11 protein-coding genes are annotated in these 13,388 nt (G+C 63.2%); 4 read left to right on the top strand and 7 right to left on the bottom strand.

What is annotated here, in order from left to right:
- Nucleotides 1–2: 2 nt before the first annotated feature.
- The gene (locus tag DS839_RS20345) at nucleotides 3–1,451 is read left to right on the top strand and encodes an aromatic amino acid lyase (protein ID WP_119272290.1); all 1,449 of its coding nucleotides are present in this window, start codon (nucleotides 3–5) and stop codon (nucleotides 1,449–1,451) included.
- Here the strand turns inward: DS839_RS20345 and DS839_RS20340 are convergent.
- On the bottom strand, nucleotides 1,441–2,409 hold the full coding sequence (locus tag DS839_RS20340) for an aminoglycoside phosphotransferase family protein (protein WP_368911765.1): 969 nt from the start codon (nucleotides 2,407–2,409) through the stop codon (nucleotides 1,441–1,443). The two genes, DS839_RS20345 and DS839_RS20340, sit on opposite strands and share 11 nt — an antisense overlap.
- 33 nt (nucleotides 2,410–2,442) lie before the next feature.
- Here DS839_RS20340 and DS839_RS20335 point away from each other — a divergent pair, with 33 nt between their 5' ends.
- Nucleotides 2,443–3,657 (top strand): MFS transporter, encoded by a 1,215-nt coding sequence (locus DS839_RS20335; protein WP_368911764.1) that lies wholly within the window; start codon nucleotides 2,443–2,445, stop codon nucleotides 3,655–3,657.
- A 147-nt stretch (nucleotides 3,658–3,804) separates the two neighbouring features.
- Complete coding sequence (locus DS839_RS20330; RefSeq protein WP_119272288.1) at nucleotides 3,805–5,349, top strand: CYTH and CHAD domain-containing protein; 1,545 nt, start codon at nucleotides 3,805–3,807, stop codon at nucleotides 5,347–5,349.
- Between the two features lie 164 nt (nucleotides 5,350–5,513).
- Here DS839_RS20330 and DS839_RS20325 read toward each other — a convergent pair whose 3' ends face one another.
- On the bottom strand, nucleotides 5,514–5,741 hold the full coding sequence (locus DS839_RS20325) for a hypothetical protein (RefSeq protein WP_119272287.1): 228 nt from the start codon (nucleotides 5,739–5,741) through the stop codon (nucleotides 5,514–5,516).
- A 221-nt stretch (nucleotides 5,742–5,962) separates the two neighbouring features.
- A complete protein-coding gene (locus DS839_RS20320) occupies nucleotides 5,963–6,886 on the bottom strand; it encodes a LysR substrate-binding domain-containing protein (protein WP_119272286.1) in 924 nt (307 codons plus the stop codon).
- Nucleotides 6,887–6,990: 104 nt separating this feature from the next.
- On the opposite strand from DS839_RS20320, the gene DS839_RS20315 reads away from it, so the two are divergent.
- Entirely contained in the window at nucleotides 6,991–8,025 is a 1,035-nt protein-coding gene (locus DS839_RS20315; RefSeq protein ID WP_119272285.1) for an aldo/keto reductase, read from the top strand.
- Here the strand turns inward: DS839_RS20315 and DS839_RS20310 are convergent.
- The 4 genes from DS839_RS20310 to DS839_RS20295 all read right to left on the bottom strand — a co-directional run bounded on the left by DS839_RS20310 (nucleotide 8,013) and on the right by DS839_RS20295 (nucleotide 13,344).
- Nucleotides 8,013–8,621: a sarcosine oxidase subunit gamma gene (locus DS839_RS20310; RefSeq protein ID WP_162918685.1), complete on the bottom strand. Its 609-nt coding sequence runs from the start codon at nucleotides 8,619–8,621 to the stop codon at nucleotides 8,013–8,015. The genes DS839_RS20315 and DS839_RS20310 overlap by 13 nt on opposite strands.
- Entirely contained in the window at nucleotides 8,614–11,556 is a 2,943-nt protein-coding gene (locus DS839_RS20305; RefSeq protein WP_119272283.1) for a sarcosine oxidase subunit alpha family protein, read from the bottom strand. Before DS839_RS20305 ends, DS839_RS20310 begins: the two co-directional genes overlap by 8 nt.
- Nucleotides 11,556–11,846: a sarcosine oxidase subunit delta gene (locus DS839_RS20300; RefSeq protein WP_119272282.1), complete on the bottom strand. Its 291-nt coding sequence runs from the start codon at nucleotides 11,844–11,846 to the stop codon at nucleotides 11,556–11,558. Before DS839_RS20300 ends, DS839_RS20305 begins: the two co-directional genes overlap by 1 nt.
- A gap of 247 nt (nucleotides 11,847–12,093) precedes the next feature.
- Nucleotides 12,094–13,344, bottom strand: coding sequence for a sarcosine oxidase subunit beta family protein (locus tag DS839_RS20295; protein ID WP_119272281.1), 1,251 nt, complete (start codon nucleotides 13,342–13,344; stop codon nucleotides 12,094–12,096).
- Between the last annotated feature and the right edge of the window lie 44 nt (nucleotides 13,345–13,388).

Genomic DNA, 13,388 nt, shown 5'->3' with positions numbered 1-13,388 from the left:
ACATGACGGTCACGCTGACGAAGAGAGCGGATATCAATCTCAACTCCGTTCTCGCCGTCGCCTGGAAGAATGAGAGCGCACAGATCAGCGAGGCGGCGCTCGACCGGATCGCGCGCTGCCGCGCCTCCTTCCTCGAGCTCATCGACAGCGATCCGCCTCCGGTCATCTATGGCGTGACCACCGCCATGGGCGAATTGGCGAGCACGAAGCTCGAAAAGGAAGAGCGCGATCGCCATGCCCGGATCAAGGCCTTCGCCGCGGCGACGTCGTTCGGCGATCCTTATCCCGAGCGTATCGTCAGGGGGATCGTGCTGGCGCGCCTCGCCAATTTCCTCGAAGGCCATGCCGCGACGACGCCACGCATCGCCCTTGCCGTCGCCGAAATGCTCGACGGGCGGCCGATGCCGCAAGTGCCCTCTTCCGGACAAGGCGGCGCTGGCGAGATCCTGGCGCTCTATCCGCTTTTTGCCGCGCTCACGACGCGCTTCGATCTCGAGGTCAAGGAACGGGGATCGCTGATCAACGGCTCGCCCTGCGCCGCGGCCCTCCTTGCGGATTCGGCCCTGGCGGCAAGGCGCCGCCTCCATTTGATCGAGCATGTCTTCGCCTTGTCGATCGAGGCGTTCCGCGCCCCGCTCGAGCATTATGATGCCGCTCTCGAGGACCTGTGGGGCGATCCGCATGAGGCAGCGGCCCTCGATGGCCTGCGCCGTCTTCTCCACGGTGCGGGCGACGGCCGGCGCAACTATCAGGCGCCGGTCAGCTATCGCATCGTGCCCCGTATCCTGGGTCACGCCCATCGCGCAATCGCTGCCGCGGAGCGCGCGGCCACGGTGTCGCTCAGCTCCGCTTCCGACAACCCGGTCTATATACCGCCGGACGAGAAGCATCCCTTGGGGCGGTGCATCAGCACCGGTGGCTATCACAACGCCATGGCCGCCCCCGCCCTCGATGACCTCGCCGCGATCTGGGCCGATATCTGCCTGCTCTGCGATCGCCATGGCTCAAAACTCCTGAACGGCAAGGTATCGGGGCTTCCCGATCTGCTGCTCATCGACCGGCATCCGAGCGACAGCGACGGGCATGGCAATCTGGGCTATGTGCCGATGGCGACTACCGGATATCTCGAACAGGCCAAGCACGCCGCACAGCGCACCTTCATCCCGGGAACGGAATCGGCGGGCGCCGGCCAGGACGATGTCGCGGCGACGGCGTTCCCGGCTTGGGCCAAGGAGGAAAAGGCCGGGCGCTGCCTCGATGCCTGCCTCGCGACGCTGGCCGTGGTCGCATCGCAAGCGCTTTATGTGACGAACCGGCAGGCGCCGCCCCCGCTGCGCGATTTTCTCGCGGAAGTGCGCAGCATCGTCCCGCCGGTCGAGAAGGATCGTGTCCTCGGACCCGAACTTCTTGGCCTGACCGAGCTCTTCACGAAAAAGGTCTTTACCCCATAAGCGCTTGCGCGATCGCGCGCCTCGCAATGGCGACAAGGACAGGATTCGTGTCGAGATAATAGGGCAGCGCGATCAATCCCATCGACAAGGCCCAGCCGCGGCCGCGCGCCCAGGCGGCATCGTCCACGGGATGGGTTGCGCGAAAAGTTTCGCGTGCCGGCGCATCGAGAACGGTCCAGGCCGGCATGAGGTCGCAGGCCGGATCGCCGGTGCCGAGGCAACCGAAGTCGATGACGGCGGCGAGCCGGCCGTTCTCGGTGATGAGGTTGCCCGGATGGAGATCGCCATGCAGCCATGTGGGCTCGCCCTCATAGACCTGGGCCGCAAGCGCTGTTTCCCAGACCTTTGTCGCCTTGCCGGCATCGATCATGCCGGCGAGCTTTACGATCGCCATCCGGGTTTCGGCATCGCGTCTGGCGAGCGGCTCGCCGCGCCCCGAATTATGCGGGCCGGGGCCAGGCCCCTTCGCGCAATCGATCCGCTGCAGGGCCGAGACGAAGCTGGCCAGATCCTTTGCCGCCTGGCCGAGATCGGCGATCGGCGCCGCAAGCGCCGTCTCGCCCTCGAGCCATCGGCAGACCGACCACCGGAAAGGAAAGGCCTCGCCGGGTGCGCCCATGCCGATGGGCGCCGGCACGGGCAGCGGCAAATGCCTGGCAAGCTCGGGCAGCCAGCGCTGCTCCTTGACGATCTGTCCCGCCGCTGACGGACGCCGCGGCAGGCGCACCGCCATGTCGGCGCCGAGCCTGAAGATCACATTGTCGGTGCCGCCGGAGGGTGCCGGCCACAGCGGCAGATTTGACCAGTGCGGAAACTGCGCCGCGATCAGGCGGCTGACCTGGCCTTGATCGACTTCGACCTCATCCTCATGCATGGCGAGCGCATATCGCAAGGCAGGCGGCAAGGCTACACTTCCCTGTATAGGGGCCATGCGGAACTGCGCCTTGGACGCGAACATGGCTCATCTAACTATCTGCGGATGGAAAAGCTCGTGACCGAAGAAGCACTGGCGGCAGCGCCGGCGGCGCCCGTGACCATCACCGACTGGCGCGCCGTCCTGGTTGTCGTGGCCTCGGGTGTCGTTGCCGCCCTCCAGGTCGGCAAGGGCATCATCACCTTGCCGGCCCTGCGCGCCGATTTCGCCCTCGGGCTCGAAGCCGCGGGCTGGATCATCTCGGTCTTTGCCTTTCTGGGCGTGGTGGGCGGCATCCCCGCCGGCGTGGCGGTGAACCGCTTCGGCGACAGGTTCATCTCGCTCTCGGGCCTTCTCATTCTCGCCCTCGGCGCCCTCATCAGCGCGCTCAGCGCGAGCTTCGCCCTTCTGCTCGCGGCCCGCATCATCGAAGGAACGGGTTTTCTTCTGATAACGGTCGCGGCCCCGTCGCTGCTGCAGCGCATGGTAGCGACCCGCGACCGCGATCTGGCCTTCGGCATGTGGAGCGCTTTCATGCCGGGCGGCATGGCGATCGCTTTGCTCTGCGGTGCTGCTCTAGAGGGCTGGCGCACCTTCTGGCTCATCAATGCCGCACTTGCCGTCCTTGCCGCCTTGCTCGTCGCCGTGATCGTGCCGCGCAGAAAAAGTGTCCGCCCCCAGCCCGCCTGGGGCACCCTCGCCCGCGACGCCTGGACCACCATCGTCTCGCCGGGACCGCTGTTCATAGCGTTCATCTTCGCCCTCTACAGCATGCTCTATTTCGCGCTGACGAGCTTCCTGCCCATCCTGCTCACCGAACGCCTGGGCTTCTCCTCAGGAGTGGCGGGCATCCTCAGCGCCCTCGTGGTCGCGGCGAACATCCTGGGCAATCTCGCGGCCGGCCTGGTGCTCAGGCGCGGCATTGCGCGCTGGCGGCCCATGGCGTTCGCCAGCATCGTCATGGGCCTCGCCGGCATCGCGATCTTCCTCGCACCGCTCCCCGCTTTTCTCATCCTGCTGCTTTGCCTGATCTTTTCCGGTGTCGGCGGCCTCTTGCCGGCCACGGCGCTCGCCTCGGCACCGCTGCTCGCTCATGAGCCGCGGCTTGCACCCATGGGGCTCGGCCTTCTGATGCAAGGCAGCAATCTCGGCCAGGTCGCAGCACCCGTGGCGGTGGGCGCCGCCGTCGATGCGGCAGGCTGGCCGGCCGCCGCCTGGCCCGTCGCCATCGCCGCAACAGCAGCATTGCTGCTCACTTTCCTGTTGCGCCGCTTCTCCGTCATGAGGCGCTGATCTTGTTGAAGGCGCTCGCATTTCGCGCATAGATCAAGGCGCAACTACCCGAACGTCACGTGACAAATCTACAAAGTTGATGTCGCTTTCGGTTTACTTCCTCCCGGTTTCAGCACAAGATCGCGCGGCGGCGAGAGGAAAAGATCGATGGCTCAGGAAATCGAGCTCAAATTCCTCATCGAAAGTGGCGGCCTGCCGATGCTCGATGCCTTGCCCGTGATCGGCAAGCGTTTGCGTCGCACGCCGCGCAAGCACATCGAGACGACATATTTCGATACATCCGATCGGCGCTTTACCGACAATGGCTTTGCGCTCCGGGTCCGCAAGCAGGACAAGAACGCGCTGCTCTCGATCAAGCAGGCGGGATCCTTGGGCTTAGGCCGCGAGGAATGGGAACGCCCGATCACCGGCGATGAGCCCAATGCCCATGACATGTCGGACTCGCCCGCCGCATCCCTTCTCCAGGGAAATGGCAGCGATGCGCAATTGTCGCCGCTTTATACCGTGGCGGTCGATCGTGCGAGCTTCCTGGTGAAGGAAGGCTCGGCGCAGATCGAGATCGCGGTCGATCGCGGCGAGATCAAGCGCAACGGCGCCGAGCTTCCGGTCTGCGAGTTGGAGCTCGAATTGAAGAAGGGCGATCCGCGCCAGCTTTTCGCTCTTGCCCAGCGTTTCATCGACAAGGCGCCCTTGCGCCTGAGCCTGGTCAGCAAGGGCGATCGCGGCGATCGCCTGGTCGATGGCAGCTGGGGCCGGCCCGTCGGCGCATCGACACCGAAGCTCAACGCCACCATGACCGCAGCGCAGGCCTTCCGCACCATTTGTCATTCCTGCCTCTATGATTTCATGCTGAACGAGCCGGCGGTGGAAGAGGACGGCGATATCGAAGGCGTGCATCGCGCCCGCATCGCGGTCCGCCGCCTGCGTGCCGCCCTTACCCTCTTCCGGCCCATGGTCGACGACCGGGACTTTGACCGCTTGCGCCGCGAGCTCAACTGGCTGTCGGATCTTTTGGGAGCGGCACGCGACCTCGACGTGATGCAAGTGGAGACTTTCGAGCCCCAGGTCCATGCGGGCTCGGCACCGCTCGGCGCGACCTCGCTCCTGGCCGAAGTCGGCAAGCGCCGGAAGGAAGCGCGCCGGACCTTGCAGGCGGCGCTTCATTCCGACCGCATGCGCAAGCTTCTCTTCGATCTCGTCCGCTGGCTCGACCATGGCGAATGGCAGGCGCGAGCGGAAGCGCAGGATCCGGTGCTGACGCGGGCAAACGAGCTGCTTGCCCGCCGCTTCAAGCAATTGCGCCAGCGCGCCCGCCATCTGACGGAAGCCGATGCCAAGACGCGCCACCGGATCAGGATCACGGCCAAGAAGCTGCGCTATATGAGCGAGTTCTTTGACAATCTGGTCGTCGGCGGAAAACGCCGCTCGCGATACAGAACCTTGGTCCGCTCGCTCGAGAGGATTCAGGCCGCGCTCGGCGAAATGCAGGATGGCGAAGCGCGCGCCCAGTTCCTGCAGACGCTGGTCACCAACATGGCAGGCGACGAGCCGGCGAGCCGGGCGGCGATCACCGCCTTTGCCGCTGGCGTGTTCACCGCCGTCGAGCGGCCCAAGGAGAAGAAGCTGCTGCGCAAGGCCGAGAAGGCTTTCGCCAAGATCGCGGAGACGAAACCGTTCCTGAAAGCGGCATAGTGTTCCGTCGCTGACAAAGGCATCACAAACCGGCGTCACCTTGCGCAAGCTCTTTACGTGCCGGCATGCGTGCCTTTGCTATCCTTTCAAACCTTTCTAACAGCCCTCCAATATCCTTTCATAGTCTTTCAATATCCTTTGCCTCATCCTTGGCTTCAGGCTTTTCATGATCCATGAGCCTTCCTCGGCATTGCGATATCGGCAAGGAGCACGCATCTGGTGGCATCACCGAGGCCGGACGGAATCAGGAGCCGCTGCCTGGTCTTCCGGCAACAGGTGCGGAGCTCCTGCGAAGTGCTGCGAATACTTTCGCCAATCGTAAGAATGGCTGCGATGATGACGACGACGACCGCGGCGATCTTCACCGCGCCTTGGCAAGGCGTGCTGGTCATGTGACGATTCCATTTGGGAAGGAGAGCGGGGAAATTACAAAAGCTGATGTACCCGGGCGGCGACTGTGGGCGGATCAAGTCCGGTCATGAACTCCGGGCACATGGTTTTCGATCCTGATATTTTCCAAAGTACGCTTTGGCCCACGATGTCAATAGGCAAAACTATCACCCATGCGAAAAATCAGGGAAGCATCCTGAATGGCCGGCCGAACTCGGTCTGCTTAAACAATACCCGACAGCGATTGTCGACGAGCTTGCTGGCCCAGGAAAAGCCGGCGATGCGCTTTTGCCAAGGACCGCAACCGGTCGCTGATCCGGCGAATATGTCTTTGCTGCCGGTCTTGATCGTGACTTACCAACCATTGGTCATGCCCTAATTCCTCTATGATGCCGGATGCGCGAATGAGTCCATTACGCGCATCTCCGATGAAACACGGCAGCACACATAGTCCAAGACCGGCTTGAGCCGCCTCGAGTACTTCCTGACCCGATCTGCATCTCAGGATAGGTGCGCGTTCCAGATGTTCATCGAGCCAAACCGCCGACGGCGTTTTCGGACCGGGCGGCGAGAAAGCGATCCAACGGCATGCCTGGAATCGGCGATGATCTCTGACTTCTGCTTTCTCTTCTACGTAGGCCGAACCGCCAAATACGGCGAACTCCACGCGCGTCAGCTTGTGGCCGGCCAGTCCTGGAATCTCCGGCCGGCGGTTTCTGAGTCCGAGGCTCGCTTCCCGACGCAGGAGATCCGCGAGGCCCGTGCCGCTCACAAGCTCAATCTGAATATTCTCGCCTTCGTCGACCAGGTCACCCATGTGGCGAGCGATAAATGCGCTTGTCCATGCTCCTGCGGCGATCCTCACGACTGACCCGGTCTCGTCCGCCACACGCCAGCGATCGATGTTCAGAGCATTCAATTCGAGAGCCTCGGCCAGCCGCAGAAGATCCTTTCCTCTCTGCGTCAGCACGTAACCATCGCGCTGACGCACAAAGATCTGACCACCGAGGGCCGCCTCCAGCGCCGCCATTCTGCGCCCCAGCGTAGGAGGGCTTACCCCCGACAGCCGGGCAGCGCCGGCCAATCCACCGGCGCGCGCGACGATCAGGAACAGCCGCAGATCATCCCATCGCCATATTTCATCCATGAAATGATCATTCCGCAATTATCGCTTCTAAATCAAGCTTTCATGGCTCTATTTGAATAGACGCGTCTCAATCATTTCATTCATGGACGTTGTGGAAAACGCAGATGCCTGACGAATTTCGCCATCGCCGGCTTGGCAGGTCCGGCCTCGTTACCGGTCCTCTCGGAGTAGGCACCTGGGCAATCGGCGGCCCCTTTTTCAGCGGGCCTGGCTGTCGATATCCCTTGGGCGCCCCCCTTGGCTATGGCAAGGCCGACGACAGAGCCTCGATCCAGGCTTTGCGGAGAGCTGCCGAGCTCGGTGTTACACTCTTCGACACGGCGGACGCCTATGGCACCGGGCATGGAGAACGGGTCCTGGGTGAAGCTCTCAAGGAAGTTCGCAATCACGTCGTTATTTCAACCAAGTTCGGCAACACCTACGATGAAAACCGCCGCGAGCTCACGGGAACAGATGCTTCTCCCCACTATATTCGCCGGGCCTGTCATGCCTCGTTGAAGCGCCTTCAAACGGAATGGATCGATCTCTACCACTTGCATATCGGTGACCTCACTCTGGACCAGGCGGCTACTGTCGCCGATACGCTCGACGCGTTGTGTAAGGAAGGCCTCATCCGCCATTATGGCTGGAGCACGGACGATCCCCTTCGTGCTGCCGCTTTCGCCGATCGTCCCACTGCCACCGCGGTTCAATTCGACATGAATCTCTTCGAGGATGCGCCCGAGATTCTCGAGATATGCGAAACCAATCACTTCGCCGGCATCGTCCGTCTCCCTCTGGCCATGGGATTCTTGACCGGCAAGTATTCTCCGAGCAGTCACCTTCCCCAAGATGACATCCGCAGCAAGCCCCCGTCGTGGCTTCGCTACTTCAAGGAAGGCGGAAGTGCCGCAAAGGACTGGTATGCTGCGCTGGATGGCGTGAGAGAGATCTTGACCGCGAAGGGCCGTACGTTGGCTCAGGGCGCATTGGCATGGATCTGGGCACGCAGCGCTTGCACCGTTCCCATTCCAGGCATTCGGACCGTTGCCCAGGCAGAAGAAAATGCCGGCGCTACTGAGTTCGGCCCTCTGTCACGAGATCAGATGGCGGAGATTGCCGAGCTTTTGCACAATCCAAGCCAGGCTCACAGAACCTGATAGCCGAATTCTTCCGCCTGCTCAGTCAGCCATTCCCAGAAATTCTCCGAGAAGCCGCGGAAGACCGAGAGCTCGAACGCATCCTCACCCGTCTGCGTGAGATGAACGCCGACATGCGCCATTTGCGTGACCGCCGACTTGCCCGGCCCGAAGGTGGAAGGATGGAGATCGATCGGCGTGCCCTTGGCGAGAAGGGCGCGAGCCTTGGGGCCTGAAACGCGCAAGATGACGCGGCCATGGCTCTGGTCCGAGCAGGAAGCGAGGCCCTCGAGCCGGGCTTTGAGATCGCGATAGAGCTCGCTTTCCGCCTTGCCTTCGGCAATGGCGTAATATTGATCGGCACCGCACCAATGGAAGGAGAGCGACGGCGTGCCCGTGCTTTCACCCACGCCCGGCAACGAGCATTTGTAAGCCGCCTCGATCGCCCGGGCGAGCGCCGCCGACTGGCCCTTGCGCGCGATGACGGTGACGATCGACATCGGATGGCGCACCGAGAGCGTGACGCCCGGCACGCCCTTGTCGGCGCCGAAGCGGCCCTGCAGCGCGATATCGGCCAGAGGCGAGACGCGCGGGATGGCTGAAGAACTTTTAGGCATGGAGCTTCTTGTTCTCCTTGTCGTAATGCATGGGATCGCAGATCTCGGCATACATATGGATGTTGCGCAGGCCGTCGAAGACCTTGACGATCTCGCCATGGCGCTCGCGCCCGTTCTTGAACAGCGCCAGCCCCAGCCAATAGCCGAGCGTCGGCGAATAGGCGACGGACGTGACATAGCCCTGGCTTGAGGCGAGCGAGGGCGCGTCGTCCTTCTTCAGGAGATGCGATCCGGCGCGGATGCGGTCGTTTCTGTCGACCGGCCTGATGCCGACCACCGCGTCGCGGTCCTTGGCGACGAGGCCTTCGCGCCCAGCCATCATGCGTCCGATAAAATCCTTCTTGGTCGACATCATGCGCCCGAGGCCGAGATCGGCGGCGGTCGTCGTGCCGTTGAGCTCGCCGCCCGCGACATGGCCCTTCTCGATGCGCATGACCGAGAGCGCCTCGATACCGTAAGGCGTGATGCCGAACTCCTCGCCCGCCTGCATCAAGGCGCGGGCGACGAGATTGCCGTAATCCGCCGGCACGGAAAGCTCATAGGCATGCTCGCCCGAGAACGAGATGCGGAACAGCCTCGCCGTGATGCCGCCGAGGATGCTGATCTCCTTCGCCGCGAGATAGGGGAAGGTCGTGTCGTCGAGCGTCACGTCGTCCACGATCTTCTGAAGCGTTGGCCGCGCCTTGGGCCCGGCAACCGCCATTTGCGCCCATTGCTCGGAGACCGACACATATTGCACGTCGAGCTCGGGCCACAGCGCCTGGTGGCAGAATTCCATATGCGTCATGATCTTGGCCGCGTTGGCCGTGGTCGTGGTCATGAAGAAATGGTCCTGGGCCAGCCTCGACGTCGTGCCGTCGTCCATGACGATGCCGTCCTCGCGCAGCATGAGGCCATAGCGCGCCTTGCCGACCTCGAGCTGGGCGAAGCCATTGCAATAGAGCCGGTTGAGGAATTCGGCCGCGTCGGGTCCCTGGACGTCGATCTTGCCGAGGGTCGACACGTCGCAGATGCCGACCTTCTCGCGCGCGGCCTTCACCTCGCGGATGACCGGATCGAGCCAGCCTTCTTCGTGCGCCAGCGGGAACCAGCTCGACCTGAGCCACAGGCCGGTCTCGACGAAGACGGCACCTTGCTCTTCCGCCCAGTCATGCAGCGGCGTCTTGCGCACCGGCATGAAGTGATGGCCGGTATAGGGGCCGGCAAAAGCGGCGAAGGGTACGGGCGTATAGAAGGGCCGGAAGGTCGTCGTGCCGATCTCGGCGATCGACTTGCCTTGCGATTCGGCCAGGATGGCGATGGTGTTGACATTGCCGAGCTTGCCCTGGTCGGTCGCCATGCCGGCGGTCGTATAGCGCTTGGCGAGCTCGATCGAGCTGTAGCCTTCGCGCGCCGCGAGCGGCAGGTCCTTGGGCGTCACGTCGTTCTGATAGTCGACGAAGGCCTTGCCGTGGCTGGCCTTCACCCACCAGAGCGGCTGGATGCTATAGGCTTCATCGCGGCATCTGGGCGCCGGCGCAGGCTTGGCCTTGAAGCCCAGATCGTTCACCGCTTTGGCCGCCTTTTCGGCTCCTTCGCGCAAGCATTCCGACAGCAGCATGGCGCCATTGGCCGAGCCCGCGGCAACGAGCGCCGTCTCGCCATTGGGCGGCAGGAAGGCCTGGAGCTTGTCGTTCCATTGCGGCTTGGCACCCTTGTGGCAGAGAAGATTCACGACCGGGCTCCAGCCGCCCGACATCGCCACCGTGTCGCAGGCGATGTGCACATGATCGGAAAGCTCGACGCCGGTTACGATCTTGCCGCCTTCCACATCGGAGACAGCGCGGCCCTTGAGCACCGGGATGCCTTGAGCATCGCCCGTGCCGTCCCTGCGTGAATCGACGATCACCTCGACATGGACGCCTTTGGCCTTGAGATCGCGCGCCGTGCGATAGCCTGAATCGTTGTTGGTGAAGACGACCGCCGATTTGCCCGACGCCGCCGCATAGCGATTGGCGAAGCCGCGCATCGCGGAAGCGAGCATCACGCCCGGCACGTCATTGCCGCCGAAGACGATCGGCCGCTCCTCGGCGCCCGCCGCCAGCACACAGCGCTTTGCCATGATCTTCCAATAGCGTTGCCGGGGTTCGAAGGGCGAGGGCTCGAGCACGTGATCGTTCACCCGCTCGAGCGCGCCGAAGACATTGCCGTCATAAGCGCCGAAGGCGGTGGTGCGCGGCATCAGCGTGACATTGGCCATGCTCGCGAGCTCGGCGATGGCGCCTTGCGCCCAGTCGAAGCCGTTCTCGCCATCGATCTCCTCATTCTCGTTGAGAAGCGAGCCACCGAGACGGGAGCCTTCATCGAGCAGGATCACGCGCGCACTCGAACGGGCGGCGGTGAGGGCCGCCATCAGGCCCGAAGGCCCCGAGCCGATCACCAGGAGATCGCAATGGCCGTAGGATTTCTCGTATTTGTCGGGATCGGCCTCATGGGTGGCGGCGCCTAGGCCCGCGGCGCGCCGGATCAAGGGCTCGTAGATCTTCTCCCAAAAACTCTTCGGCCACATGAAGGTCTTGTAGTAGAAACCGGCGACGAAGACCGACGCGGCAAGCGAATTGATCGCGCCGATATCGAAATTGAGCGACGGCCAGCGGTTCTGGCTTCTGGCCGTGAGCCCGTCATAAAGCTCGATGACGGTGGCGCGGGTATTGGCTTCCTTGCGTCCGCCCTCGCGCAATTCGACCAGCGCATTGGGCTCGGCCGCACCGCTTGCGATGACGCCGCGCGGGCGGTGATATTTGAACGAGCGGCCCATCAGATGGACGCCATTGGCGATGAGCGCCGAAGCGAGCGTGTCGCCGGGATGGCCGGAAAAACTCTTGCCGTCGAAGGTGAAACCGAGGGTCGCTGAACGGTCGATGAGACCGCCTTTGGCGAGACGGAAGCCGGCCATCAGGATCTGCCCTTCTTGTTCTGCATCTCAGCGAAGTCCCGCGCCGTCATGGTGCCGAAGATCTCATGCGTCTGGGTGTCGCGATCGACCACCAGCCAGGAACGGCAGCCGCCGCCATGATGCCAGTATTCCTGGAACCGGCCCTTGGGATTGTCGCGCAAATAGACATAGTCGAACCACTGATCCATGGTGTTGGGATCATTGGAGGTCGGCCGCTTGACCGTCGCATCGCCGAGCTGGGTGAATTCTTCCGAGGGACGCGGGCCGCAATAAGGACAATTGATCAGCATGGTTTGGATTTCCGGATCGTCTTGACGCAGAGTCTCCCTCCTCCGCCGAAGGCGGGGAGGGTGGCCACGGCGAAGCCGTGGTCGGGTGGGGTGTTGCCGCAGTTGAGCTCTTGCACGTTGGTATTCGTATTGGGCGAGTCACACCGCTCACGTGGTAACACCCCACCCGTCGCGCTTACGCGCGCCACCCTCCCCGCGCTGCGCGCGGCGGAGGGAGAAGATATGGATGAAAATGCGTGCATGATCGTCAGTGCAGATTGGGTGTCGCGCCGACACCCTTTTCGTCGATCATGTAGCCGCGCTGGAAGCGGTCGAGCCGATAGGGCGCGTTGAGCTTGTGCGCCTCGTTCTTGGCGATCGTATAAGCGAAGCACCAGCCCGACGCCGGTGTCGCCTTGAAGCCGCCATAGCACCAGCCGCAATTGAGATAGAGCCCGTCTATATGGGTCTTGTCGATGATCGGCGAGCCGTCCATCGACATGTCCATGATGCCGCCCCAGGAGCGCAGCACGCGGATGCGCGCGATGCCGGGGATCATGGCGACACCCGCCTCGATGACATGCTCGACGGTCGGCATGTTGCCGCGCCTGGCATAGGAATTGTAGCCGTCGAGATCGCCGCCGAAGACGAGCCCGCCTTTGTCCGACTGCGAGACGTAGAAATGGCCGACGCCATAGGTGATGACCGTGTCGAGATAGGGCTTGATGCCTTCCGACACGAAGGCCTGCAGCACATGGCTTTCGATCGGCAGCTTCATGCCGGCCATTTGGGCCACCTCGCTGGTATTGCCGGCGGCGGCGAGGCCGAGCTTTCGGCAAGCGATGAAGCCCTTGTTGGTCTCGACCCCCTTGACCTTGCCGTTCTCGACGCGGATGCCGGTCACTTCGCAATTCTGGATGATGTCGACGCCGCGCGTGTCCGCTCCCCTGGCATAGCCCCAGGCGACCGCGTCATGGCGCACCGTGCCGCCGCGCCTTTGCAGGAGGCCGCCCATGATCGGAAAGCGGGCATTGTCGAAGGAGAGGAACGGCGCCATCTCGCGCACCGCCTCGCGGTCGAGCAGTTCCGAATCGACGCCGTCGAGCCGCATGGCATTGCCGCGCCGCGCATAGGCGTCGCGCTGCGGGTCGGAATGGAAGAGGTTGAGCACGCCCCGCTGCGACACCATGGCGTTGAAATTGAAGTCCTGCTCCAGGCCTTCCCACAGTTTCAGCGACCATTCGTAGAACGGGTTGTTGCCGATGAGCAGGTAGTTGGAGCGGATGATGGTGGTGTTGCGCCCGATATTGCCGGAGCCGAGCCAGCCCTTCTCCAGCACCGCGACATTGGTGATGCCGTGCTCCTTGGCGAGATAATAGGCGGTGGCGAGGCCATGACCGCCGCCGCCGACGATGACGACGTCATACTCTTTCTTAGGCGTGGGCTGGCGCCAGGCGGGCGCCCAGTTCTTGTGGCCTGAGAGAGAATTCTTGAGAAGCGATAAGACGGAATAGCGCACGGGCTTTGCAATCCCCTGTTGGAGCGGGCGCAGTGTGGCACCGA

Source organism: Taklimakanibacter deserti (genome assembly GCA_003574785.1).
The sequence above is the reverse complement of the archived record's forward strand: the minus strand, read 5'-3'. Positions and strand labels throughout refer to the sequence as shown.

Coding starts and splice junctions, on each gene's coding strand:
- DS839_RS20345 (WP_119272290.1), top strand. CDS start 3: ATGACGGTCACGCTGACGAAGAGAGCGGATATCAATCTCAACTCCGTT.
- DS839_RS20340 (WP_368911765.1), bottom strand. CDS start 2,409: ATGTTCGCGTCCAAGGCGCAGTTCCGCATGGCCCCTATACAGGGAAGT.
- DS839_RS20330 (WP_119272288.1), top strand. CDS start 3,805: ATGGCTCAGGAAATCGAGCTCAAATTCCTCATCGAAAGTGGCGGCCTG.
- DS839_RS20325 (WP_119272287.1), bottom strand. CDS start 5,741: ATGACCAGCACGCCTTGCCAAGGCGCGGTGAAGATCGCCGCGGTCGTC.
- DS839_RS20320 (WP_119272286.1), bottom strand. CDS start 6,886: ATGGATGAAATATGGCGATGGGATGATCTGCGGCTGTTCCTGATCGTC.
- DS839_RS20315 (WP_119272285.1), top strand. CDS start 6,991: ATGCCTGACGAATTTCGCCATCGCCGGCTTGGCAGGTCCGGCCTCGTT.
- DS839_RS20310 (WP_162918685.1), bottom strand. CDS start 8,621: ATGCCTAAAAGTTCTTCAGCCATCCCGCGCGTCTCGCCTCTGGCCGAT.
- DS839_RS20305 (WP_119272283.1), bottom strand. CDS start 11,556: ATGGCCGGCTTCCGTCTCGCCAAAGGCGGTCTCATCGACCGTTCAGCG.
- DS839_RS20300 (WP_119272282.1), bottom strand. CDS start 11,846: ATGCTGATCAATTGTCCTTATTGCGGCCCGCGTCCCTCGGAAGAATTC.